Raw genomic sequence first — 24,026 nt, forward strand, 5'->3', positions numbered from 1 at the left:
CGATCAGCCGCGGCCGCGATTCAACTGGAACGAACGGTCAAAAATCGACACGTGACGAACCCTCCCGCCGACAGGTCGGCCGGGAGGTCAGCGCAGCAGCGTGAGCGCTTGGGCGGCGGCGTCGCGGAGGCGGGCGGGTCCTCCCTCGCCCTTCCCCATCACCCGCAGCCCCTGCAGGAAGACGAGCAGGAACCGCGCCAGCGCCCGGGGGTCGGCCTCCGCGGAGATCTCCCCCTGGGCCCGGGCGCGGATCAGCGCCGAGGTCAGCGCCGTCTCCAGGCCGGTCCAGCTGGCCTCGACGAACCGGGCGACGGGCTGGTCGTCCGGCAGCAGCCCGGCCGCGGCGTTCACGATCATGCAGCCGCGCCGGTCGCGGTCGCCGATCGCGTCCTCGGTGTACAGCTCGACCAGGGCGCGTACGGCCGGCAGCGCGGGACCGGGCTGGGACAGCAACTCCACGAGGTTCGGGTCGCGGGTCTGGACGTACCGCTCCAGGGCCTTCAGGTAGAGGTCGTGCTTGCCGCCGAAGGTGGCGTACAGGCTGGCGCGGCCGATGCCGAGATGCTCGACCAGGTCGGCCATCGACGTGGCCTCGTAGCCACGCCGCCAGAACAGGTCGAGTGCCCGTTCGAGCACCGTGTCGGGGTCGAACTCCTTGGTCCTGGCCATGACCCCGACCCTAGGCCATTCGAGAACGATCAGTCAATTAAACGGCGACGCGGTCGTCCCAGGCGATGCGGTGGTCGTGCAGCCAGGCCAGGGCGTCGCGCTTCTCGACCTGCCGCAGTACCACCGGGAGGAACAGGTCGCGGACGAAGGCCCCGGCGACGCCCGGCGCCTTGCCGTCACCGTTGCGCTTGCCGTGCGCCACGACCCGCTCGACCCGCTCGCGCCGCAGCCGCTCGAAGGCGGCGAACGCGTCCGCGGTGTCCGGCACGTCGCGCAGGCACTTCCCGAGCACCACCGCGTCCTCGACGGCCATCGACGCGCCCTGTCCCGAGGACGGCGAGGTGGCGTGGGCGGCATCTCCGACGATCACCATGCGATCGGTGAACCACTTCGGCACGGTCGGGAAGTCGTAGGTGTTCCAGCCGGGCAGGATGTGCGGCGTCGCGGCGATGATCTCCCGCATCGGCCCGGCGTCGCCCTCGAACAGGTCCAAGAGCCTGGCCCGCCACTGCTCCGGGGTGATCGCGGCAAGCTCCTCCGGCGTGGGCTCCCTGCGACTCGGCGGATTGGCGAACCACCACACCTGCCCCTCCGGATGGATCAGGTAGCCGAAGAAGCACCGCCTGCCGAAGACGAAGTAGGACACTCCCGGCCGGCCCGGCACTCGCACTCCCTCAGCGAAGCCGCCCGTGTTCAGCAGTCCGACGTACCGGGCGCGCGGGGCGCCGGGATCGATGAGGGCGCGGGTGCGCGAACGCAGCCCGTCGGCACCCACCAGCAGGTCGCCCTCGGCCCCGCTTCCGTCGGCGAAGATCGCGCGGACACCGTCGCCGGCGACCTCCGCGTCCACCAGCCGTCTGCCGTAGTGGACCCGCACGCCCCGCCGTACGGCCTCGTCGCGCAGCGCCTGGTAGAGATCGGCACGCTTCAGCGTGCGGCTCGGCTGCCGCACGGTGGCCAGCCGCCTGCCACGGGCGTTGCGCATCTCCATCACCGGCGAGTCCATGCCGAGGTCGCGGACGAGATCGTGCAGGTCGAGCAGTCGCAGGGCCTCAAGGCCGTTGACCGCCAGCGTGAGGAAGGCGCCGACCCCGTCGGCTCCCCGGTCGTACGCCTCGAAGACCTCGGCGTCGAGGCCCGCGCGCCGCAGTGCCATGGCCGTGACGGGACCCGCGATCCCGCCGCCGATGATGATCGCTTTCTTGGTCATGTTATGACTATACATATTATGACTATAGCCCGGCAAGAATACGATGGAGCCCATGCCCACGCGCCGCTCTCCACTGGCCATGGCGCTGTTGTCGCTGGTCTGCGAGGCGCCGATGCACGCGTACCGGATGCAGCAGTTGATCAAGGAGCGGCACAAGGACGACGTGGTCAACGTCGCGCAGCGCAACAGCGTCTACCAGACGATCGAGCGCCTGCTCCGCGACGGGCTCCTGGCCGTACGTGAGACCGAGCGCGAGGAGAACCGGCCGGAACGCACCGTCTACGAGGCCACCGAGACCGGCCGGGAGACGCTGCGGCAGTGGATGCGCGCCATGCTGTCCACCCCGGCCCGGGAGTTCCCCGAATTCCCCGCCGCGCTCGCCTTCCTGCCCGTGATACCGCCCCAGGAGGCGCTGGCGGCGCTGCGGCAGCGGATCGCCGCGCTGGAGGCCCGGCTGTCCGCGCTCGACACCGAGATCGCGGGCCTCCGGACCTTCATCGCCCCGCTGTTCCTCGTGGAGGGCGAGTACCAGCGGGCCCAGATCGCGGCCGAGCTCGACTTCGTCCGCGGCCTCGCCGACGATCTCGGCGAGGGCCGCCTCGACTGGGACTACCGCATCTGACGAGGACGAGGCCGCGGCCGGTCGCGCCCGGTGGCCGCCTCAGAAGTTCGAGATGACGTGGGTCAGCACCCCCGCGATCGAGCCGGGGTCGCTCGCCTCGTACGCGCGGGCGTGGGTGGCCTCGGCGATCTGCCGCAGCGCGCCGGTGTCGGCCTTGCCGCCGTAGGCGATGGTGAACACGCGTACGGGCCGGCGGGGGTCGCCGATGCCGCGCTTGAGCTCCTCGAGCGTGGGACCGCCGGTGGTCTCGTTGCGGCCGTCCGTCAGCACGACGACGGCGTTGATGGCGTCGCGGTCGTAGTGGTCGCGCAGTGACTTCACGGCGTCGCCGATGGTGCGGTAGAGCGCGGTGGCCGCTTCGGGGTGAAGGGCCCTGATGTCGGCTTCGAGGTGCTCGCGGTGGGTCCTGCCGTCGGCGGCCCGGGCCCGCATCTCGACCACGTCCTCGTCGACGACGCGCCTGCTGGAGAAGTGCCACAGCCCGACCCGGTCGCGGCCGGTGAACCCGTCCAGCAGGGGACCGTGCGCCTCCTTGACCAGGTCGAGCTTGCTCGGCTCGCCGGGCGCCCGATTGGGATCGTCCTTGGCGTTCCAGTTCATCGAACCGGAGGTGTCGATCAGCACCAGCACGTTGGCCGGCTTCCTGAGCTGCCGCCAGACCGTCAGGAGCCGGTCCACGAAGTCGGCGGGGGGCGCGCTGAGCGTCTTGGGCAGGGGGTCGGGCAGGGCGCCGTTCTCCTGGGTGATGTTCGCGGTGAGCTCGTGGGAAGGGCCGCGGAACCCCAGCTCGGCGAAGCGGTCCCGGGCGGGCTTCGACGTGGTGAGGAAGTGGAGGAAGTCGGCGGCGACGGCACGCCGCTCGTCGGGCAGTCCGTTCAGCGGGATGTAGGGGTGATCGGAGTAGATCGTGCCGACGCCGCTGCCGTCGGTGGGATAGAAGGCGACGAGCTTGACGCGCGGCGGGGTCCTCTTCGCGCAGCCGGGCTCGTCCGACCGGCTGCCGCAGGGATAACCCTCGTTGTAGGCGACGACGCTGTTCTCCTCGACGGTGACCGCGGAGATGTAGTCGGTCGAGTGCCCGGCGTCGTCGGCGCGGCGCAGGTTGGCGAGGAAGGTAAGGGTCGTGTCACCGTAATGGACCACGGCTTTCTCGATGGCCCGCACCTTCTCCTGGTTCCCGCGGTCGGTGAGGTCGCTCGGGACCAGCTCCCCGATGGTGCCGGTCCGCGTGTAGAACGCGGCCACGGTGGCGTTCAGGCCGGAGGTGGAGTATTCGGGGTTGGTCTTGCCGAGCGTCAGCCGGCCGTCCTCGGCCATCGTGGCCAGCTTGTTCCAGCCGATCCTCTCGCCGGGCCAGCCCTGGCGGCGGGCGATCGGCTCGGGCATGGCGATGGTCAGCGGGCTGGTGACGATCGAAGGGCCCGCGCGCTCCGGCAGCAGGTTCAGCGCGTCCTTCCCGGCGGCCCGCTGACGGGCGATCTGCAGCCATACCTGCGCGGCGGGCGCCCACACGTCCGGGCGCGGGCCGTCGGTCACGGGATTCCACCCTCGGGCCAGCGCCCGCATGGCGATGCCCGAGTCGACGCTGTCCACCGCGACGGTCACGCAGCCGCCGTGGCTGGAGCGTGGCCCGTAAACCTGCGCGAGGTCCCGGAGGATCGCGGACTTGTCGGTCGAGGAGGCGATCCGCAGCTGCGCGGTGGGCCGCGGGCAGGCCGCGAGCGCGGAGTCCTGGGACGCGGGGCCGCCACTGTCCGCCCGAAGGCTGATGACGGTGACGGCGGCCACCACCACGACCAGCCCGGCCGCGAGGCCCGCCGTCCACCGGATCCGCGCCGCCCGGCCGCCGCGCGATCCGCCGCCCCCTCCGGACCCTGACCCGCCCGGCCCGGAGCCGCCCGTTCCCGATCCGTCCGAGCCGGAGCCGCTCGGCGAGGCCGACCTGGAGCCGCCCCTGGTGGAGGCGCCGCCCTCTCCCTGCCCGCCCGGCCGTACGGAGCCGGAGTCGTCGCCCTCCTCGGTGGAGGCGGCGGGAGGGGTCCAGGAGGCGAGGAGGTCCTGCGCGGTTCCCACCTGCTGTGCGGCGAACTGCTCGGGCAGGCTCGTAGTGCCCAGCTCGACGAAGGCCTCCGCGAACCGCCGGAGCTCGTCCGCCCCCTCGCCGGACTTCTCCGCGAGGTCGCGCAGCCGCTCCCACGGCCCGGTGTCCTCGACGCCGTGGATCGCGAGGTATGCCCTCATGGGCCCCAGCGACGGCAGTTCCTTCCCGTTGGTCAGCCTGGAGACCCTGCTCTTGTCGTAGTTGATGAGGCGGCCGATCTCCTCCAGGGTCCGGTGGCCGTCGTGCCCCCGCGGGGGACGCAGCACGAACAGGGCCCACGCGAGCGCCATGAGCGGGCCCCTGTGCGGGTCGAGATCGGGAGCCGGACGCCCCCGCCCTGCCTGCCCCGGACTCATCGCGCGTCCCGGCCCGGAAGCAGGGGTCCGAACACCTGGCGGATGACGTGCCCGGCGGCGAGGCCGGTGCCCACCACCACGGCCAGTGTGGTCGGCAGGTCGTAACCCGCCACCAGCAGGACGACCACCACAACCTGGATCACGACGAACACACCCGCCCGCCAGTTCGGCGATACGGCGGCAGACTCCCGTACGTCGTTGTGCTGTGCCTTGCTCACGACGAACTCCTCCGGTCCGGACTGCGCTGCGGTGGGCCGCGGGACGTGTACGACGGCCGGGAGCTGCAACTCCCGGCCGGGCCCGGCGGCTGCCTCAAGAGTGGGCCACTCCGCCACCGCACACGAGCAGTAAATCGTCAAAAGCAACATGTAGCGGGCGGTTCGCAATATCAGTGGGTCCGTCCACCGGCACCTCCCCGCGCGGCGGGCCTGCGGCCCCCGCCGTGCGCGGCACCTCGCCGCGACGGCCGCCCGTCTTCCGGAGTCGTCGCAGGTCAGAGGGGAGGCGAATTGTTGCACTCCCTGCCGCGCAACAAAGCGCGGACCACATTCAACGGCGGCTGGACGACACTGGTGACCGATCCCGTCATGCCGGGATCGGTCACCGCGGAGGTCCTCTGGTCCGGACGCCGCGACGCCGGGGCCGGTCCGCCGCTGCAACGGAGGGCCGGCCCTCCACCCCCTCCGGCAACAATTCCCGCCGCCGCGCCGAGCGTGGACATGCCGGCACTCGACTGGAGTCCACTCCAGGTTCCTAGGGTGGAGGGCATGGAATACGGACATCTCGGCCGCACCGGCCTGCTGGTCAGCAAGCTCTGCCTGGGGACCATGAACTTCGGTCCGCAGACCACGGAGGACGACTCCTTCGCGATCATGGATCGCGCGCACGAGCTCGGGATCAACTTCTTCGACACGGCCAACGTCTACGGCTGGAAGAAGGGCGAGGGGATCACCGAGAACATCATCGGCCGCTGGTTCGCCCAGGGCGGGGGCCGCCGCGAGAAGACGGTCATCGCCACCAAGCTGTACGGCTCGATGGGCGACTGGCCGAACGAGGAGAAGCTGTCGGCGCTGAACATCCGGCGGGCCGCGGAGGCCTCGCTGCGCCGGATGCAGACCGACTACATCGACGTCTACCAGGCCCACCACATCGACCGGGACACCCCGTTCGAGGAGTTCTGGGAGGCCATGGACATCCTCAAGCAGCAGGGCAAGATCCTGTACGTCGGCTCGTCGAACTTCGCGGGCTGGCACATCGCCAAGGCGCAGGAGTCGGCCCGCCGTCGCGGCTCGCTCGGCCTGGTCAGCGAGCAGTCCCACTACAACCTGCTCGTCCGCGCCCCCGAGCTGGAGGTCATCCCGGCCTGTGCGGACTACGGCCTCGGCCTGATCCCGTGGAGCCCGCTGGCGGGCGGCCTGCTCGGCGGCATCCTCCGCAAGATCGACAAGGGGCGGTCCGCGGACGACCGCATCGTCGCGCAGCTCGACAGGCACCGCGACAAGATCGAGGCGTACGAGGCGTTCTGCGACGAGCTCGGCGAGGACCCGGCCAACGTGGGGCTGGCCTGGTTGCTGCACCAGCGGGCGGTCACCGCGCCGATCATCGGTCCCCGTACGGTCGAGCAGCTCGACGGGACGCTGCGGGCGCTGGAGATCAAGCTGGACGACAAGGCGCTCGCCCGGCTCGACGAGATCTTCCCCGGCTTCCGGACCGCCCCGGAGGAGTACGCCTGGTGATCGGGCCCGTGATCAGGCGTTGTTGAGCAGCGCGCCGACGACCACGATGAGCACGAGCAGCGCGAGCACCGTGGGCAACAGCCAGCGTCGAGGACGATCCACGTCATGGAGCCTAGCCGCGCACCGCCAATGCGTACGCCTCGACCTGTTCGTACCGCACGGTCGCGCCGGTGTGGCTGCGTACGAGGTGGACCGACGTCGCCTCCCAGCGCCGCCCGCCGAAGGCGCCCAGCGCGCCGCCGACCAGGGGGCGCAAATCGTCGCCGTGGCCTGAGCGGGCTCTGGAGCGGGCCAGGGTGAGATGGGGATGGAACCGCTTGCGGTCCGTCTCCTCCGCCCCGGCCCGCCGCGCGCCGGCCGCCACCGACTGGGCCAGTCTCGTGAGGGCCGGGCCGGCGTCGAGGCCCAGCCAGAAGATCCGGCCCCGGGCCGGGGAGGGGAAGGCTCCGGCGCCGCCGAACGACACCGTCTGCGCGGGGTGCCGGGCCGCCGCCCGGGCCAGCCGTACGCGCAGCTCGGGCAGGACCTCGTCGGGCACCTCGCCGAGGAAGGCCACGGTCACGTGCCACAGGGCGGGATCGACCCAGCGCAGCTCCGGCCACCCGGCCCGTACGGGCTCGACCGCCGTGGCGATCTCCGCCAGCGCCTCAGGCGGCGGCAGCAGCGCCACGAACAATCTGCTCACGCGTCGATTCTTCCCCGCGCTCCACGCGCGCCGCGACCATGCGGGTGACCAGCACGGCCAGGCAGACCCCGCACATGCTCAGCGCGCCCGCGGCGGCGACCGCGAGGCGGGGACCGGTCACCTCGGCGAGCCAGCCCACCAGCGGCGCTCCGATCGGGGCTCCCCCGGTGAAGACCAGCACGTAGATGCCCATCACCCGGCCGCGCATCTCGGGCGACGCGCCGAGCTGCACGATCGTGTTCGCGGTCGTGTTCACGGTGATCATCGCCATTCCCGCCGGGACCAGCAGCAGCAGGAAGGCCGGATAACCGGGGGCGAGCCCGGAGGCGATCTGGAACAGTCCGAAGCACAGCGCGCCGGCGATCAGGAACCGGCGGCTCGGCTTGACCCGCCGGGCGGCCAGCAGCGCGCCGCCGAACGCCCCGACGGCGAACGCGCTGGACGCGATGCCGAACGAGGACGCCCCCGCGCCGAACACCTGCTTGGCCATCAGCGCGATGCTCGTCGAGAAGCTCTGCGCGAAGATCGCCATGAACGCCACCATCAGCAGCGGCAGCAACAGGTCGGGCCGGCCGCCGACGTACCGCAGGCCCTCCCGCAACTGTCCCTTGCCCCGCGGCACCGGCTCCGGCGTGCGCAGCTCGGAGGACCGCATCAGCGCGAGGCCGGTGATCACGGCGGCGAACGACACGGCGTTCAGCACGAAGATCGGGCCGGTGCCCATCCAGTAGATCAGCAGCCCGGCCAGCGCCGGGCCGACGACCCGCGCGAGGTTGAAGGTCGAACTGTTCAGCGCGATCGCGTTGGGCAGGTCGCGCCTGCCCACCATCTCGACCACGAACGACTGCCGCGTCGGCACCTCGACGCAGGACACCAGACCGAGCGTGAACGCCATGGCGTACACGTGCCAGACCTGGGCCGTCCCGGTGAGGACCAGCGCGCCCATGGTGAGCGCGAGCAGGCCCATGAGCGTCTGGGCGGCCATGAGCACCCTGCGCTTGGGATACCGGTCGGCGATCACCCCGCCGAACATCCCGAACAGCATCGTGGGCAGGAACTGCAGCGCGACGGTCACGCCGAGGGCCGAGCCGCTGTTGTGGGCGAGGTCGAGGACGAGCCAGTCCTGGGCGGTGCGCTGCATCCAGGTGCCGACGTTGGAGACGACCCCACCGGCGGCGAACAGCCGGTAGTTGTGGTTCCGCAGCGAGCGGAACATGCCGCCTACATCGTCGACAGCTTCTCCAGGATCGGCGCCGCAGCCCGCAGTGCCGCCCTCTCCTCCGGCGTCAGGTCCTTGAGCCGCTGCGCCAGCCAGGCTTCCTTCGTCCGGCGCTCCTCCTTGAGCAGCGCCGCCCCCTGCGGCGTCACGCTGACCGTCACCTGCCGGCGGTCGGTCGGATGCGGGGTGCGTTCCAGCAGGCCCCGGGCCTCCAGCTTGGCGATCACGCGGGTCATCGAGGGCGGCTGCACCTTCTCGTGCTCCGCGAGCTCGCCGGGGGTCATCGCGGTGTGGCGCTCGACGGCGACGAGCGTCGCGAGCTGTGTGGGTGTCAGTGAGTGGTGCGCGGCCTGCTTGCGCATCCTCCGCGTCAGCCGCGCGAGGGACACGCGCAGGGCGGACGCGAGAGCGGCGTCGCTGCGCAAGTTCTGGGCGTTCGTTAGCATGAGTCATTACCTTTGCTAACTATATGCCGCATGTCGTCATTCCTCCAAACGGTCCCCATCTGGGGTGATGCTCGTGGACCGACCGTACCGGCACGGAACCGATGTTGATCACGGAGTCGGCCAGGGAGGACGCAGTCTGTCAGCTGACGGAGAGGCCCGGCCCCCGCATCGGGGGCCGGGCCTCTCCACGAACCGTTCCGCCGTCAGGCGAAGTCCCCCGGCGAGAACTGCTTCGGCTCCACGAGGACGAGCCAGTTGCCCTGGTTGTCCCGCATGACGGCCTCGACCCCGTACGGCCGCTCCGCCGGCTCCTGCAGGAACGTCACCCCCTTGGCGGTGAGCTCCTCGTAGGTCTTCCGGCAGTCGTCCACGGCGAGCCCCAGGCCGCCGGCCTGCCCCTTGTCGAGTTGCCTGCGATGGAAGTCGGCGCCCTCCTCGTCCAGCGGAGGCCCCGGCTTCATCAGGGTGATCTCCAGCTCCGGACGATCGGGAAGGCCGACGGTCAGCCAGCGATATCCGTCGAGCGTGACGTCGGTCCTCGTGACGAAGCCGAGGACGTCCACGTAGAAGTCGCGGGCCTCGTCCTGATCCTTGCAGTAGACGGTGACCAGAGAGACGTTCGTAATCATGCGTAGACGCTACTGCCGCCCCGCTGACCTGGGCTTCTCCAAAATTGCAGAGTCGGAGACGCGGTGCGCTCCGAGGTCGAGCACGCCTGACATGAACAGGTAGCAGCCGGGGACGCGGGGGCCGCCGCGCGCCGCCCACCTGTCGCGGTACTCGCTCGGGCTCTCCCCCACCAGCCGCCGGAACTTGGCCGAGAACGACCCGAGACTGGTGAACCCGACCGCCATGCAGATCTCGGTGACCGTCAGGTTGGCCCCGCGCAGCAGGTCCTGCGCGCGCTCCAGCCTGCGCCGGGTGAGATAACGCATCGGCGTCTCGCCGTACACCGCCTCGAAACAGCGGACGAAGTAGAACTTGGAGATCCCGGCGACCGCGGCGAGCCCGTCGAGATCGAGATCGCTCCGGTAGTCGCGGTCGATGCGGTCGCGGGCCAGGCGCAGCCGAGGCACCAGGTCCGCCGGCACCGCCCCGCCTCCTCTGCGCGCCACGTCACGACACTACCGTCCCCGGCGTCTTGCACCGCCCTTTCTAACAGCGTTAGAGTGAGCCTAACGATGTTAGAAAGGACTGCTTGTGAGCCCGGCCGCCCGTATCGACACCGAATCGGTCCTGCGCGCCGCGCTGCAGGTCCTCGACGAGGAGGGCGTCGCGGCGCTCTCCATGCGCACGATCGCCGCCCGCCTCCAGGTCAGGGCGGCATCGCTCTACTACCACGTGCCCAACAAGGCCGCGCTGCTCCAGTCGGTCGCCGACAGGGTGGCCGCAGAGGTGATCGCGTCGGTCACTCCGGGCGGCGGGTGGCGCGACCTGCTCGCGGACGTGGCCCAGGGGCTTCGCCGGGCCCTGCGGGCCCACCCCGGCGCGGCCGCCGTCGTCGCCGTACGGCACGCGTCTCCGCAGGTGTTCGAGCGGGCCGTCCCGACGGTGCTGGCCGCCATGAACGCGGGCCTGCGGGTGACCGACGAGGAGGCGCTGTATCTCGTGCAGTCCCTCTACATCCTCGTGACCGGCCACGCCCTCGCCGAGTTCGGCGACACCCCCGAGCCGCCGGCCGCGCCCACCGCGTACTACGACGCCTGGTTCGACATCGCCGTCTCGACCTTCCTCGCGGGCGTCGAGGCGCGCTACGGCGCCTGACCCCCCGGCCGCACGGAAAGGAAGCCCCATGGTGTCCATCGCGCTCGTCCTGCTGATCCTGGCCGACGCCTACTTCGTTCTCACCACGCTCGTGGACCTGTTCCCGTTCAACAACGTGCGGGAGGCGAGGCGGTCGGAGAAAGCCACCGAGGTGGCGATCAACGCACCGGTCATGGCGCTCCCGGCCGTGCTTCTCGCCTGGGCGGCCGGCGCCGGGCTGCCCGCCCTGGCGTACGCCGGCGGGGCGCTGGAACTGCTCGCCGTCCTGAACGGCCTCATGCTGTGGTGGCTTCCCTACCTGGCCGCCGTGACGGTCCCCTGGGCGACGGCGGGCACCGGGGAGAGCTGGGCCGCGTTGCACGCCCGGACCTACGCGAAGACCGTCATCGTGCTGCCGCGCCGGGGCGACCGCCCGCGCCCCAACCTGGAGCACATGATCCTCCACGCGCTCATGCTCGCGGCCGCGATCTGCACGTTCGCGGCCGCCCGTACGCTCTGAGACGCGAAGAGGCCGCCGCGGCCGGAGGGCGCGGCGGCCTCTGGGGACCGAACCGGCGGTCAGCTCAGGCCGAGCAGGTCCTTGAGGGGCTCCAGCGCGAAGTACACGACGAACAACGCCCCGACCAGCCACAGCAGGGGGTGGATCTCCTTCGCCCTGCCGCGGAAGACCTTGATCACGATGTAGCTCACGAAGCCCGCGCCGATTCCGGCGGTGATCGAGTACGTGAACGGCATGAGCACGATGGTCAGGAAGGCGGGGATCGCGGTCTCGAAGTCGCTGAAGTCGATCTCCTTGACCTGCGTCATCATCAGGAAGCCGACGACCACGAGAGCCGGGGTCGCCGCCTCGAACGGCACGATCTCCGTCAGCGGGGCGAAGAACATGGCCAGCAGGAAGAGCACGCCGGTGACGATGCTCGCCAGGCCCGTGCGCGCGCCCTCGCCGACACCGGCCGCCGACTCGATGTAGGTGGTGTTGGACGAGACGCTCGCCGCGCCGCCGGCCGCCGCCGCGAGCGAGTCGACCAGCAGGATCTCCCGGGTGCGCTCGACCGTCCCGTCCTCCCGGACGAGGTTCGCCTGCCGGCCCACGCCGACGATGGTGCCCATGGTGTCGAAGAAGTCGGCGAGCATGAGCGTGAAGACGAACATCACCGCCGCCAGTCCGCCGATCTTGGCGAAGCCGCCGAACAGGCTGAACTGTCCGAGCAGCGACAGGTCGGGCACCTCGATGAACGTGGCCGGCCAGGCGGGCACGTTGAGCGACCAGCCGTCGGGGTTGGCCGGCTGGCCCGGGGCCACCTGCGGCCCGATCTTGCCGATCGCCTCCACGATCATGGCCAGCACGGTGGTGCCGATGATGCCGATCAGGATGGCGCCCTTGACCCTGCGGGCGACGAGGAAGGCCGTCACGAGCAGGCCGACGACGAACACCAGGGTCGGCCATCCGGTCAGCGAGCCGTTGCCCAGGGCGCCGAGCTTGACCGGGACGGTGGTGCCGCCCGCGTCGGGCATCCTCCGGACGAACCCGGCGTCCACGAAGCCGATCAGCGCGATGAACAACCCGATGCCGACGCTGATCGCGGTCTTGAGCTGCGCCGGGATCGCGTGGAACACCGCCACTCTGAAGCCCGTCACCACGAGGATCGCGATGACGACGCCTTCGAGCACCACCAGGCCCATCGCGTCCTCCCACGACATCTGACTGGCGATGCCGAAGGCGAGGAAGGCGTTCAGGCCGAGCCCGGTGGCCAGGGCGAACGGCACCCGGCCGAAGACGCCCATCAGGATCGTGAGGATGCCCGCCGCGAACGCGGTGGCCGCCGCGACCAACGGGATGTTGGGGTTGGCGCCGTCACCGAGGAACTGGCCCGTCTTGTCGGCGACGGTGCCGATGATGAGCGGGTTGAGCACCACGATGTAGGCCATCGTGAAGAATGTGGCGAAGCCGCCGCGGACCTCCTGGCCGACGGTGGAACCACGGGCTGAGATGGAAAAGTATCGATCGAGGAAATTAGGGGTATTCATGGGGTTCGTTTTCACGCGCGCAGAGTCGCAGGCCCCTAGCATCGGCGGGAAGAGCCAGGGGAGCAGCGTTGTCCTTTCGTGACGGGTTTGTCATAAAAATACCCGGTCGCCGTCATGCCCTTCTAAGCTGGCCCACGTGAGCGAACGCCGGCCGGACCCCACGCCCCTCAGAACCCGGGACACCCTGACGATCCTGACCGGAACGGTGTTGTGGGCGGTCGCCCTGGTCGTGGTGCTGCTGGTCGTACGGCCGGCCGACACGCGGCTCGTCTGGACCTGCGTGGCCGGCGTCGGTCTCGGCCTGTTCGGCCTCCTGTACGTCCGCCGCCGGGACGCCCGCATACGTGACACCACCCCCGCCTCCGGCCTGTCCGGATCGGAGCCGCACAGTCCCTGACCCGGCGGCTCCGCTCAGGGCGTGTCGGTGAGGAGCATCGAGATGCCGTCGAGGAGGCGCTGCAGGCCGAACTCGAACAGCGCGCCGATGTCGAAGTCGTAACCGCTCGCGCTGAGGGACTCGAACATCGGCAGCCTGCGGCCCGCCATGATCGCCTTGAAGGCGGGCTCCTGGGCGTCCATCCACTCGTCGACGCTCATCCCGGTGAGCTCCTCGGCCTCCGCCTCCACCTCCAGGTTGATCGCCGTACCCCGGACGTGGTTGAACACGGTGATGTACGCGGTGAACACCGTCTCCAGGTCGAGACCGTGACCGTCGAGAGCGGTGAGCATCCACTCGCTGAAGGGCAGCGCGGCGGCGATCGGCTGGGGCCGCGTCACCGACATGGCCGGCGCGAGCCACGGATGGCGGCGGAACGTCACCCACAGCAGGCGCGCGGCCAGTTCGATCCGGCCTCTCCAGTCGCGGGGCGGTTCGTCCGGGAACCGCATCCGGGCGAAGATCTCCTCCATCATCCGCAGCACCAGGGCGTCCTTGTCCGCGACATGGCGGTAGAGCGACATCGTCGCCACCCCCAGCTCGGCGGCCACGCGGCGCATCGAGACCGCCCCGAGCCCCTCCGCGTCGGCGACCGCGATGGCCGCCGAGGTGATCCGCGCCGGTGTGAGCGCACCGTCCGGGGCGCCCCGGCGCCGGGAACGGACCGGCGCGCCCAGCCGCCCGCCGGAAAGCGGACCGCCGCTGGCGGCCTTCCCCTGCGGCGGAACGGCGGGTGACGGCCGGCTCCCGGTGCGGACGCCGGTGTCGACGACCGTGCCGACGCCGGGCACGGCGCGGACGAGTCCCTCCCGGCGCAGCTCGGTGAGCACCTTCGTCGCGGTCGCCATCGCGACGCCCCACCGCCGGATGATCTCCCGGGTGGACGGCACCCGGTCGCCCGGCCTGAGCTCACCCGTCTCGATCCGCCTCCGCAGCTCGGCGGCGATCTCCTGGTAGCGCCCCGCGCCCGAACCGTCCACACCCACCTCCGCACTAGTGCACCACTCTAGCCCAGCACGCTGCGAGGACGGCCCAACGTCGCTCCGGACCTGCCCTAATGCACTAGTGCGGCACTCTTGTTTACCGAGCTTAACGCCTTGCGATGCGTACGCCGTACAGTTCGACGTATGCAGAACACCGACATCCTCGTCTCCGGCGGCGGCGTCGCCGGGCCCGCACTGGCGTACTGGCTGGGCCGCGCGGGTTTCACCGTCACGGTCGTCGAGCGCGCGCCCGCCCCCCGCCCGGGTGGCCAGACCGTGGACCTGCGCGGCGCGGGCCGCACCGTGGCCGCCCGGATGGGCCTGCTCGACCGGGCGCGGGAGGTCGCCGTGGACCAGCGCGGCGTCGCCCTGGTCGACGGGAAGGGCCGCTTCACCGCCACCCTCCCGGTCGACGCCTTCGGCGGCGAGGGAATCGTCTCCGAGATCGAGATCCTCCGCGGCGACCTGGCCGACCTCCTCTACCAGGCGTCCCTCCCCGGCACCGAGTATCTGTTCGACGACACCGTCACCGCCCTGCGGCAGGACGACGACGGTGTGACCGTCACCTTCGAGAAGTCCCCGCCGCGCCGGTTCGGGCTGGTCGTCGGCGCGGACGGGCCGCATTCGGCCGTACGCGCGCTGGCCTTCGGCCCGGAGGCGGAGTTCGTCCGCCCGCTCGGGCTCTACACCTCGTGGTTCACCACCACGATGCCGATGGACCTCGGCGGCTGGTACCAGATGTACAACGCCCCGGGCGGCCTGGTCGTCTCGGCGCGGCCGGGACGCCTGCCCGGGGAGATCAAGGCCGGCCTGAGCTTCCGGTCAGGGCCGATCGCCTACGACCGCCGCGACGTCGCCGCGCAGAAGCAGATCCTCGCCGACCGCTTCGCGGGCGCCGGATGGGAGACCGCTCGCCTGCTGGCGGCGATGGCCGACGCGTCCGACTTCTTCTTCGACCCCATGGGACAGGTGCGTCTCGATCGGTGGTCGCGCGGCCGGGTGGCGCTGCTCGGCGACGCGGGTTACTGCGCCACGCCGCTGACCGGCCTCGGCACCAGCCTCGCGCTGGTCGGGGCGTACGTCCTGGCCGGCGAACTGGCCGCGGCCGACGACCACCGGGTCGCGCTGCGCGGCTACGAACGCGTCATGCGGCCCTACGTGACGGAGGCGCAGAAACTGCCGCCCGGCGGCGCCGGCGGCTTCGCGCCGTCCACCGCGCTCGCGATCCGGCTGCGGGCCGCCTCGATGCGGTCCATGACCCGCTGGCCGATGCGCGGCATCCTGGCCGCCCAGTTCGCCAAGGCCGGGAACATCGCCCTGCCCGACTACCCCCTCCCGGCGGTGCGATGAGGGGTCAGAGGGACGTGACGGGGTCGAGGTCGGCCTCGGCGAGGAGGAGGGGGACCCGGGCCGGGTCGCGCAGCAGGGCCGCGACGGCGAGGCGGTCGCCCCACTGGCCGGACGCCCAGGCCAGGCCTCTGGCCAGCCCCTCCACGCCGGTGGCGTGGACCACGCCGTCGAAGAACCGCCACGGCACGGGGGTGCCGTCCACGAGAAGCTCGTCGTGCTCGACGTAGGTCGCGGGGGCGCCGGGCAGCAGCGAGCGCACCTCGGGCGGCACCGGCTTCTCCGCGCCGTGCGAGGTGACCGCGCCGGTGACCGCCTCTCCCGCCAGCGGCAGGTCGAGCACGTCCGACAACGCCTCGGCGAGGTCGAACGGCGCCAGCACCAGCGGGCGGTCCTCCACCAGGGGGAGCAGGTCGGGCGCCTCCACCACGACCGGGCCGTCCTCGACGTCCGCGACCGTGACCATGCCCTTCCGCACGGCCCGTACGGCCTCGGGCGGGCCGACGCGGTCCGGGTCGACCGCCGCCAGCGCGATCCACAGGGAGCGCAGCTGGGCGCGGTCCACCTCCAGGGACGCGTCGGCCAGCAGGTCGAGCAGCTCCTCGGGGCCGCCGCGCGACTCCAGCAGCCCGGCCAGGGTCGACCGGACGCCCATCATCGTGAGCGCGTCCTCGTCGATCCCCGCCGGCGCCTCGGCGTACAGGCCGAACAGCAGCGGGTCGCCCGTAGGGAGCCGCAGCTCGACCGGCCTGCGCCCGCCGAGCACCGGGTGCCGCGACAGCCACCAGGCCGTGTACGACGGCACCTCGACGGTCTCCCCCGCCGCGAGCACCCGCATCGGCCGCAGCGCGGCGCGCAGCGGCGGCCGCGACAGCAGCGCGAGCGCGTTCGGCCAGTCCGCGACGTACTCCAGATCGCGTACGGCGGTGAACTCCCGCACCACCGGGGGCACGTCGAGATCGGGTAGCAGGTCGAGCACCGCCTCCAGCCACTCGTCCTCGAGATCGAGGTCGTGGTCGCACTCGGCGGGGTCGAGCAGCACGTCGGAGTCGTTGACCACGGCGAAGCCGTCGAGCACCCCGGTCGCCGCGAGCACGTGCGGCCCGTACTTCTCCACCAGGTCGGGCGCGGCGACGCCGAACGGCACCTCCGGGTCGATCAGTCCGGCCAGCGATCCCTCGGCCAGCAGCAGCTCACCCGCCGCGTACCGCTCGCCGTCCGCGCCGCGCAGGGCCAGCTCGGCCAGCCAGGGCGCCTCTCCCGCCGTCAGGCCGGCCGCGTCCACCAGGGCCAGCACGGCCTGGGCCACCGGCTCGGGGTCGGCGCTGTTCAGCGACTCGGCCACGGCCGCGTGGGTGAGCGGGTCCTCCAGCACCGTACGCGGAGTCGCCTCGGCCGCGCCCAGCCGCAGCAGCAGCGGGTGGACGGCGTCGGGATGGACGATCCGCAGCCCGAGCGGGGCCAGCAGGGCGGGGTCCAGGGAGCCCGGAACGCCCGGCCCGCCGGACGAGGCGGCGGCGCCGTCCGGTGACAGCACCAGGGTGCCGCGCGGGCCGCGCACCAGGCGGCCGTCGGCGAGCGGCACGGGGATCGCCCCGATCGCCTCCGGGTCGTCGGCGGGCAGCGTCTCGTACAGCGACCGCCACCACGCCGGGTCCTTGTCCTCCACGGCCTCGCCGGACAGCATGTCCACGACGTCGGCCAGTTCGACCCGGCGTACGCCGAGCGTCGCCAGGGCCGGATGCCGGGAGGCCCATCCGGCGGGCAGCAGCCCGGGAACGATGCCGGCGATCTTCTCCAGGAACTCGGCCGGGCCCTCGACCGCCCGCGCCTGACCGCCCGGGACGACGCCGTCGGCGTCGTGGGAGATCGACGGCAGCAGCGGCGTGTCCGGCAGCGCCGCGATGATCTCCCGCCTGATCGCCGCGTCGAGCGCGCCGCTGCCCATGAGGCCGGGGACGAGGCCGAGCAGGGCGGGGGTGGCCGGAAGCTCCCCCAGCAGCCGCACGTACGCCTCGGCGGCCCTGGAGACGAGGAAGGCGGTGAGCGGCCCCGGCGCGACGTGCCGCCGGTCGGTGGTCATCGGGAACGACGCGATCAGCAGCGCGGGCAGGTCGAGCGGCTCGTCACTCGGCGTCGGCGCGTGGACCACCCGGGGGACGCCGTCGCGGCCACCGGAGGGGCGGCCGGTGGGGACGGCCCAGCGGACCTCCCAGTAGGGCCGGGCCCGCTCCTCGGTCGGCCGGTCGGCGAACAGCTCCGCCACCTGCGCGGGGGTGAACGTGCCCGCCTCGGCGACCACGTGCCAGCCCTCGGCCGAGATCGTGCGGCTCCGCCCGTCGACCTCGACCTCGACGGTCTCCAGCGCCGGCATCGACAGCGGCAGCGCCGGCCCGGCCTCCTCCAGCATCCGCCGCACGGCCTCCTCGGCGGCCTGGTCGCGCAACGGCAGCCGGACGAGCGTGTCGTAGCCCTCGGGGACGCCCGGGGCGTCGTCGCCGAAGGGCAGCCGCAGCAGCGGGACGTGGCCCTCGCGGCCCTTCAGCTCCCCGGCGAGCGCCGGCGTGGCGGCGACCAGCGCGGCGGTCTCCGCACGCGACCAGCGCACTCCCCGGATCTCGCCGGACGGCAGCCGGGAGGCGATCGAGGGCTCGTCGGTCACCGACACCACGGCGGCGAAGCCGACGCCGAACCGCCCGGCCGCCCCCGTCTCGTCCTTCTTGCCGGAGACCCGCAGCGTGCTGAGGCCCTCGACGCCGGTCTCGTCGAGCGGAGCGCCGGTGTTGGCGGCGAGCAGCACGCCGTCGGCGAGCGTCAGCCGCAGGCGGCCGGGCACGCCCGCCCGCAGTGCCGCGTCGGCGGCGTTCTGGGCGAGCTCCACGACCAGCCGGTCGCGGTAGCCGCCGAGGGCGAAGTCCTCCTCGGCGTTGGCGTCCTCGCGGAAGCGGGCGGGCGAGGCCGCCCAGGCCGCGAGAACCGTGTCACGCAGGCGCTCGGTGTCGAACATGATCAGGCGTGGCCCAGGGGTTCGGAGCTCGCCTCGTCGGCGGAGCCGGACTCGATCAGGTCGTATCCCAGGTCGTCCAGGATCGGCGGCGCCGCGTCCGTGACCATGGAGGGCACGGTGGTCGCCTCGGAGTGGGCGCCGCAGCCATGATCGGCCGACACCACCCGGCCGTCGTCCGGCGCGTACTCGTTGGCACAGACGCCGAAGCCCAGCCCCAGCGTCCCGGCGAGCGGCCAGTAGAAGCCGCAGGTGGAGCATTGCGCGGGCGCGGCGTGCGCGATCGGGGCGTGCGGCCCGGGCTCGCCGGACCGCCAGCGGTGCGCGGCGAGGTCGCGGCCGAGGGCCGACAGGACGCGGGCCCGGCCCAGGCCGAGCTCGAAGACGGCCTGCGCGTCGATCTCCTCGTCGGGGGAGGCGAACCCGGGCACGAGCCGGTCGTCGTCGGCCTCGGCCGGCAGCAGGTCGCCCACCCCGAGGTCGCCGGGGAGCAGCCGTTCGTTCCACGGCACCCAGCGGGGGGCGAGCAACGCGCCGGCTCCGGGCAGGAGCACGGTCTCGCTCACGGTCACCACGCGGGCGCGGGAGGCCCGGGTGACGGTGACCGCCCAGCGCCAGCCCAGGTACGCCCGGTCGAGGCACTCGAAGTAATGGGTGACGACCCGGTCGCCCTCGTTGTCGAAGCCCAGGTGCTCTCCCACCTCCCCCGGGCGCGCGATCTCCTCCGCCGCGCCGCGGGCGAGGCCGACCGCCGCCGCACAGGCCTGGTCGACTGGAGTGCTACGGATTCGGGTACGACTCACACTCTCCATTTTCACCCACGCCGGGAGCGGACCGCACCGGCTTGATGGGCAAATCATGAGAGGACCCTCGGGGCCTATGGTGAACATTTGGGCGAACGTTATGCATGTTGTGGGCGCGCCCGCGCGGGCGACCCGCCGGCTCACGCACGCCCAGGGAGCGGACCGCACCGGGCTCGGCCGCCTGATCGAGCTGACGGCCGCCCACTCGGCCGGGGACGCGCTGGTCACGGTCGCCCTCGCGGGGGCGCTGCTGTTCCGGCTCCCGGTCGGCCAGGCCCGCGGGCAGGTCGCGGCGTACCTGCTGGTCACGATGCTGCCGTTCACGGTCGTGGCGCCGTTCGTCGGGCCCGTGCTCGACCGGCTGCGCTCGGGCCGCCGCTACATCATGGCCGGCACCCTGCTCGCGCGGGGCCTGCTGTGCTGGGGCATGGCCGGCGCCGTCCACACCTCCGACGCCGTCACGCTGTTCCCGTCCGCCCTCGCCGTCCTGGTGCTGTCGAAGGCCTACAACGTCTCCCGGGCGGCGATCATGCCGAGTCTGCTGCCCGCCGACATCCCTCTGGTGACGGCCAACGCGCGGGTGGCGCTGTTCGCGCTGGTGTCCGCCGGGGCCGGGGCGGGCCTGGCCACCGGCCTGTCCGCCGCGGCCGGGCCCGACTGGGTGCTGCGCGCCGCCGCGCCGCTGTTCCTGCTGTGCGGGGTGTTCGCCGTACGGCTGCCGCGGCACGTGGACGCGCCCGACCCGGAGGAGGACGAGCCGCGCCCGCGCTGGCGCACGCTGCTCGGCCTGGGCCCGGACGTGAACAGGGGCCCCGACGTGAACAGGGGCCCGGGCGCGCGGCCGGGCGTCGGCTCCCTGGTGGGCTCGGCGGTGGGCGAGGCCATGGGCGCCAACGCCGCGATCCGGGTCCAGTCGGGCTTCCTCGTGTTCTTCCTGCTGTTCCTCGTCCAGGACGGCCACCTGCGCGGGCCCGGCCCCACGGTGGCGCTGGCGCTGCTGGCGGCCGCCGCGGGCGTGGGCGGCCTGGCGGGGGCCGCCGCCGGCTCCTGGACCCGGTCACGCTCGCCGCAGCTGACCGTGCTGGCCACGCTCGCGCTCGCGACGGTCGCCACCGTCGCGGCGGCGTTCGTCTTCACCATCTGGACCGCCGCCGCCGTCGCCCTCGTGGGCGCGTTCGCCCAGGGCCTCGGCAAGCTCGCCTTCGACGCGATCGTGCAACGCGAGATCGGCGAGGAGGTGCGCTCGTCGGCCTTCGGGGTCGCCGAGACGCTGCTGCAGATCGCCTGGGTGTCCGGCGGCCTGCTCGGCCTGGTGCTCTCCCTGTTCGTGGCCGGTCCCGCCGGGCTGGGCGTGATGTCCGCGGCCCTCGCGCTGTCCCTCGGCCGCCTCCTCGCGCTGCGCCGCCGAAGGCTCGCCACCGGAGCCGCCACCGCCTGAGCCCCGCCGGGGCCCTCGCCGCACCCGGACGCCGGGGTAACCGGACGCCGGAGCGCCCGGCCGCAGGAGTGCCGGACGCTACGCGTCGAGGTCGTCGGCGACCGCGCGCAGCACGGTCGCGACCTTCTTGGCGTGCGACACGTCGGGATGCTTGCCCCGCTGGTAGGAGTTCGAGATGTCGTCGAGCAACTTGATCAGGTCCTCGACGATGACGACCATCTCGTCTGGCTTCTTCCGCTTCGCCTTGGGCTTCACGGTCTTGGCCAGCGTCGGAGGCTGGTCGATCACCCGCACCGAGAGCGCCTGCTGTCCGCGGCGGCTCTCGGCCACCCCGAACTCGACCTTCTGCCCGGGCTTGAGGGCCTCCACGCCCTTGGGCAGCGCGGAGGAATGGACGAAGACCTCACCGCCGTCGTCGCGGGTGAGGAAGCCGAAACCCTTGTCGGCGTCGTACCACTTGACCTTGCCACTCGGCACAGGGGTGACCTCGTTCAGACTGTCGTGAAGGTGATGGATGTAGGTTATGCCCACAGACAGGCCCCGTGGACCCACTAAGGGGCCACTGAAGCGTCGCGTCTCCGGATTCCCGTCGATCTTCCGTCAACCCTTGTCACGCGGGCGGTCCCGTGATCCCCAGGAGGCGTCGCCCTACCATGGAGACGATGACGGGCACGGACTTCAGCGAGTGGCTGCGCGGCCGTTCCGACGAGCACCTGCGAGCGCTCGTGACGGCACGGCCCGAACTCGTCACGCCCGTCCCCGCCCACCTCGACGGCCTCGCCGCCCGCGCCTGCAGTCCCTCGGCCCTCGGCCGGGCGCTGGACCGGCTCGACCGCTTCCAGCTCGCCGTGCTGGAGACGCTGGCGCTGGGTGACGGCCCCTCCTCCCGCCCGGCCCTGCTCTCCATGATCGTGCGCGCGGTGCCCGACCCGCCCGGCACATCGGGCACGTCGGGCCCATCCGGCGCGTCCGGCGAGGAGGACATCGCGGCCGCTCTCGACGCGGCGCTCGACACGCTGGTCACCCGCGGCCTGGTCTACGGGCCGCCGGACGCCCTGCTGCCCGCGCCCGGAGTGCCCGCGGCCCTGGAGCCCCCGGCCGCGCTCGGCCCGCCGGCCGCCGAGGTCTTCCGCCACCATCCGCCCGAACGGCTCGACGTCCTCCTGCACGACATCGACCCCGCGTACGAGGGCGGCGGGCAGGCGGACGCGGGAAGACCGGCCAGGGAACGGCTCACGGCGCTGCTGTCCGACCCCGCGACCGTCGCGCGCCTGCTGGAGGAGGTGTCGCCGCAGGCGAGGGCGGCGCTGGACGAGCTCGTCTGGGGCCCGCCGAGCGGACGGCTGCCGAGCGCCCGCCGTGAGGTGGACACCGCGACCGCGCAGTCGCCCATCGAGCAGCTGCTGGCCCGCGGGCTGCTGGGGGCGACCGGGGAGGAGACGGTCGCGCTGCCCCGTGAGGTCGCCCTGGTCCTGCGCGGCGGCCGGGTGCACCGCGACCTGTCCCCCGGGCCGCCCGCCCTGGACGGACCCGTACGCGACCAGGAGCTGGCCGACCGGACGGCCGCCGGGCAGGCGTTCATGTTCGTCCGCATGGTGGAGGAGCTGTGCGAGCTCTGGAGCGTCGACCCGCCCGGCGTGCTGCGCGCCGGCGGCCTGTCCGTACGGGACCTGCGGCGCGCGGCCCAGCTCCTCGATCTGCCGGAATGGGCGGCCGGGCTGGTCGCGGAGGTGGCGCTCGCGGCCGGGCTGATCGCGGCGGGCGAGGGTGAGTGGCTGCCGACCGGCGGTTACGACGGCTGGCGGATCAAGGCGACCGAGGACCGGTGGGCCGTGCTCGCCGCCGCCTGGGCCGCGATGGACCGCGCGCCGGGCCTGATCGGCGAACGCGACGACCGGGACCGCCCGCTGAACGCGCTCCACCCCGACCTGCGCCGGTCCGGCGCGGCCCAGACGCGGGCGCGCACGCTCTCCGTGCTGGAGGCGGCGCCGCCCGGCCTCGCGCCGACGCCCGAGTCGGTGCTCGCCCGGCTCACCTGGGAGCAGCCCCGGCGCCGGTCCGCGCTGCGCGACCCGCTCGTCCGGTTCGCCCTGCGCGAGGCCGAGCACATCGGCGTGACGGGCCTCGGCGTGCCGGCCGCGCACGGCCGCTCGGCGGCCCGCGGCGACGGCCGGGCGGCGGACCTGCTCGCGCCGCTGCTGCCGCAGGCGGTCGACCACGTGCTGCTGCAGGCCGACCTGACGGCCGTGGCGCCCGGACCGCTGACCACCGACCTCGGCCGGCGGCTCGCGCTCACGGCCGACGTCGAGAGCAAGGGCGGCGCGACCGTCTACCGCTTCTCCGAGCAGTCGGTCCGCCGGGCGCTCGACGCCGGGCACTCCGCCGGCGACCTGCTCGCGATGCTGGAGCGCCACTCGGCCACGCCGGTCCCCCAGCCGCTGGCGTACCTGGTGACCGACGTCGCCCGCCGCCACGGCCGCATCCGGGTCGGCGTGGCGTCGTCCTACGTCCGATGCGACGACCCGGCCCTTCTCGACGAGGTGCTCGCCGACAAGCGGGCCCATCTGCTGCGGCTGCGGCGGCTCGCGCCCACCGTGCTCGCGTCGAAGACGTCCCGGGCGGCGCTGGTCGACTCGCTGCGGGCGATGGGATACGCGCCGGTCGCCGAGTCGCTGGAGGGCGACGTCGTCGTCGCGCGGGCCGACGCCCGGCGGACCGAGGGCCCGCCCGCCGCCCGCGTGTCCGCGAACCCCGGCCCGAACCCCGACGCGGCCGCGGCGGCCGTGCGGGCGATGCGGGCGGGAGACGCGGCGCACCGGTCCCGCCGCCGGCCCGCCGAGACGCCCGAGGGGCAGGTGCCCCGCTCCCCCAGCACCGCCACGATCAGCGCGCTGGAGGAGGCCATCCGGCAGGGGTCGCGGGTGTGGATCGGCTACACCGACTCGCAGGGGCACGCCACCAGCCGTATCCTCGAACCGGCCCGCATGGAGGGCGGCTACCTCACGGCGTACGACGAGACCCGGGCGACGGTCCACCGCTTCGTCCTCAGCCGCATCACCGGTGTCGCGGGCTACGACGCCGAGCGGTCCCAGACGCCCGGAGAGCGCGCCGCCGGAGTCGACTGAGGGGCGTCTCACAACACGGCGGGCGACCGGCCTCGGTGAAACGGGACTCATCAG

Annotated in this window: 22 protein-coding genes; 8 read left to right on the forward strand and 14 right to left on the reverse strand. The window is 72.8% G+C overall.

What is annotated here, in order from left to right; genetic code table 11:
* Positions 1-87 precede the first annotated feature (87 nt).
* Positions 88-669: a TetR/AcrR family transcriptional regulator gene (locus HHX40_RS32115; RefSeq protein ID WP_182877766.1), complete on the reverse strand. Its 582-nt coding sequence runs from the start codon at positions 667-669 to the stop codon at positions 88-90.
* Between the two features lie 37 nt (positions 670-706).
* On the reverse strand, positions 707-1,879 hold the full coding sequence (locus HHX40_RS32120; protein WP_182883577.1) for an FAD-dependent monooxygenase: 1,173 nt from the start codon (positions 1,877-1,879) through the stop codon (positions 707-709).
* Between the two features lie 52 nt (positions 1,880-1,931).
* Between HHX40_RS32120 and HHX40_RS32125 the strand changes: the two genes are divergently transcribed.
* Positions 1,932-2,501 (forward strand): PadR family transcriptional regulator, encoded by a 570-nt coding sequence (locus HHX40_RS32125; protein WP_259404095.1) that lies wholly within the window; start codon positions 1,932-1,934, stop codon positions 2,499-2,501.
* A gap of 39 nt (positions 2,502-2,540) precedes the next feature.
* Here HHX40_RS32125 and HHX40_RS32130 read toward each other — a convergent pair whose 3' ends face one another.
* Entirely contained in the window at positions 2,541-4,892 is a 2,352-nt protein-coding gene (locus HHX40_RS32130; RefSeq protein ID WP_182883578.1) for a substrate-binding and vWA domain-containing protein, read from the reverse strand.
* A gap of 62 nt (positions 4,893-4,954) precedes the next feature.
* Complete coding sequence (locus HHX40_RS32135) at positions 4,955-5,176, reverse strand: hypothetical protein (RefSeq protein WP_111697533.1); 222 nt, start codon at positions 5,174-5,176, stop codon at positions 4,955-4,957.
* 549 nt (positions 5,177-5,725) lie between these two features.
* Between HHX40_RS32135 and HHX40_RS32140 the strand changes: the two genes are divergently transcribed.
* On the forward strand, positions 5,726-6,694 hold the full coding sequence (locus HHX40_RS32140; RefSeq protein ID WP_182883579.1) for an aldo/keto reductase: 969 nt from the start codon (positions 5,726-5,728) through the stop codon (positions 6,692-6,694).
* Between the two features lie 112 nt (positions 6,695-6,806).
* On the opposite strand, the gene thpR is transcribed toward HHX40_RS32140, so the two are convergent.
* The 5 genes from thpR to HHX40_RS32165 form a co-directional block, all read right to left on the reverse strand.
* Positions 6,807-7,379: an RNA 2',3'-cyclic phosphodiesterase gene (gene thpR, locus HHX40_RS32145; protein ID WP_111697531.1), complete on the reverse strand. Its 573-nt coding sequence runs from the start codon at positions 7,377-7,379 to the stop codon at positions 6,807-6,809.
* A complete protein-coding gene (locus HHX40_RS32150) occupies positions 7,342-8,595 on the reverse strand; it encodes an MFS transporter (protein WP_182883580.1) in 1,254 nt (417 codons plus the stop codon). The genes thpR and HHX40_RS32150 overlap by 38 nt, the downstream gene beginning before the upstream one ends.
* 5 nt (positions 8,596-8,600) lie before the next feature.
* On the reverse strand, positions 8,601-9,044 hold the full coding sequence (locus HHX40_RS32155; protein WP_111697529.1) for a MarR family winged helix-turn-helix transcriptional regulator: 444 nt from the start codon (positions 9,042-9,044) through the stop codon (positions 8,601-8,603).
* A gap of 203 nt (positions 9,045-9,247) precedes the next feature.
* Entirely contained in the window at positions 9,248-9,673 is a 426-nt protein-coding gene (locus HHX40_RS32160; RefSeq protein WP_182883581.1) for a VOC family protein, read from the reverse strand.
* A gap of 9 nt (positions 9,674-9,682) precedes the next feature.
* Positions 9,683-10,159, reverse strand: a complete 477-nt coding sequence (locus tag HHX40_RS32165) for an AraC family transcriptional regulator (protein ID WP_310738377.1) — start codon at positions 10,157-10,159, stop codon at positions 9,683-9,685.
* Positions 10,160-10,244: 85 nt separating this feature from the next.
* On the opposite strand from HHX40_RS32165, the gene HHX40_RS32170 reads away from it, so the two are divergent.
* Entirely contained in the window at positions 10,245-10,808 is a 564-nt protein-coding gene (locus HHX40_RS32170; protein ID WP_182877966.1) for a TetR/AcrR family transcriptional regulator, read from the forward strand.
* Between the two features lie 28 nt (positions 10,809-10,836).
* Positions 10,837-11,307, forward strand: coding sequence for a hypothetical protein (locus HHX40_RS32175; protein ID WP_182883582.1), 471 nt, complete (start codon positions 10,837-10,839; stop codon positions 11,305-11,307).
* A 59-nt stretch (positions 11,308-11,366) separates the two neighbouring features.
* Here the strand turns inward: HHX40_RS32175 and HHX40_RS32180 are convergent, their stop codons facing one another.
* Positions 11,367-12,878 carry an NCS2 family permease gene (locus tag HHX40_RS32180; protein WP_117410025.1) on the reverse strand — a complete coding sequence of 504 codons (1,512 nt, stop codon included), beginning with the start codon at positions 12,876-12,878 and terminating at the stop codon, positions 11,367-11,369.
* Positions 12,879-12,972: 94 nt separating this feature from the next.
* Between HHX40_RS32180 and HHX40_RS32185 the strand changes: the two genes are divergently transcribed.
* Positions 12,973-13,233 (forward strand): DUF2530 domain-containing protein, encoded by a 261-nt coding sequence (locus tag HHX40_RS32185; protein ID WP_310738378.1) that lies wholly within the window; start codon positions 12,973-12,975, stop codon positions 13,231-13,233.
* 14 nt (positions 13,234-13,247) lie between these two features.
* Here the strand turns inward: HHX40_RS32185 and HHX40_RS32190 are convergent, their stop codons facing one another.
* A complete protein-coding gene (locus tag HHX40_RS32190) occupies positions 13,248-14,252 on the reverse strand; it encodes a TetR/AcrR family transcriptional regulator C-terminal domain-containing protein (protein ID WP_182883583.1) in 1,005 nt (334 codons plus the stop codon).
* Positions 14,253-14,399: 147 nt separating this feature from the next.
* Here HHX40_RS32190 and HHX40_RS32195 point away from each other — a divergent pair, with 147 nt between their 5' ends.
* Positions 14,400-15,605: an FAD-dependent monooxygenase gene (locus HHX40_RS32195; protein ID WP_182883584.1), complete on the forward strand. Its 1,206-nt coding sequence runs from the start codon at positions 14,400-14,402 to the stop codon at positions 15,603-15,605.
* Positions 15,606-15,609: 4 nt separating this feature from the next.
* Here HHX40_RS32195 and HHX40_RS32200 read toward each other — a convergent pair whose 3' ends face one another.
* Together HHX40_RS32200 and HHX40_RS32205 are read right to left on the reverse strand one after the other, a co-directional pair.
* A complete protein-coding gene (locus tag HHX40_RS32200) occupies positions 15,610-18,609 on the reverse strand; it encodes a sacsin N-terminal ATP-binding-like domain-containing protein (protein WP_182883585.1) in 3,000 nt (999 codons plus the stop codon).
* A gap of 2 nt (positions 18,610-18,611) precedes the next feature.
* The gene (locus HHX40_RS32205; protein WP_310738379.1) at positions 18,612-19,409 is read right to left on the reverse strand and encodes a DUF3027 domain-containing protein; all 798 of its coding nucleotides are present in this window, start codon (positions 19,407-19,409) and stop codon (positions 18,612-18,614) included.
* Between the two features lie 100 nt (positions 19,410-19,509).
* Between HHX40_RS32205 and HHX40_RS32210 the strand changes: the two genes are divergently transcribed.
* Positions 19,510-20,847 (forward strand): MFS transporter, encoded by a 1,338-nt coding sequence (locus tag HHX40_RS32210; protein ID WP_259404096.1) that lies wholly within the window; start codon positions 19,510-19,512, stop codon positions 20,845-20,847.
* A gap of 78 nt (positions 20,848-20,925) precedes the next feature.
* On the opposite strand, the gene HHX40_RS32215 is transcribed toward HHX40_RS32210, so the two are convergent.
* Positions 20,926-21,324 carry a cold-shock protein gene (locus HHX40_RS32215; RefSeq protein WP_117410018.1) on the reverse strand — a complete coding sequence of 133 codons (399 nt, stop codon included), beginning with the start codon at positions 21,322-21,324 and terminating at the stop codon, positions 20,926-20,928.
* Positions 21,325-21,509: 185 nt separating this feature from the next.
* Between HHX40_RS32215 and HHX40_RS32220 the strand changes: the two genes are divergently transcribed.
* Complete coding sequence (locus HHX40_RS32220) at positions 21,510-23,972, forward strand: helicase-associated domain-containing protein (RefSeq protein WP_182883587.1); 2,463 nt, start codon at positions 21,510-21,512, stop codon at positions 23,970-23,972.
* Positions 23,973-24,026 lie beyond the last annotated feature (54 nt).

This window comes from Microbispora sp. H10949 (assembly GCF_014161435.1).
Taxonomy (GTDB): Bacteria; Actinomycetota; Actinomycetes; order Streptosporangiales; family Streptosporangiaceae; genus Microbispora; species Microbispora triticiradicis.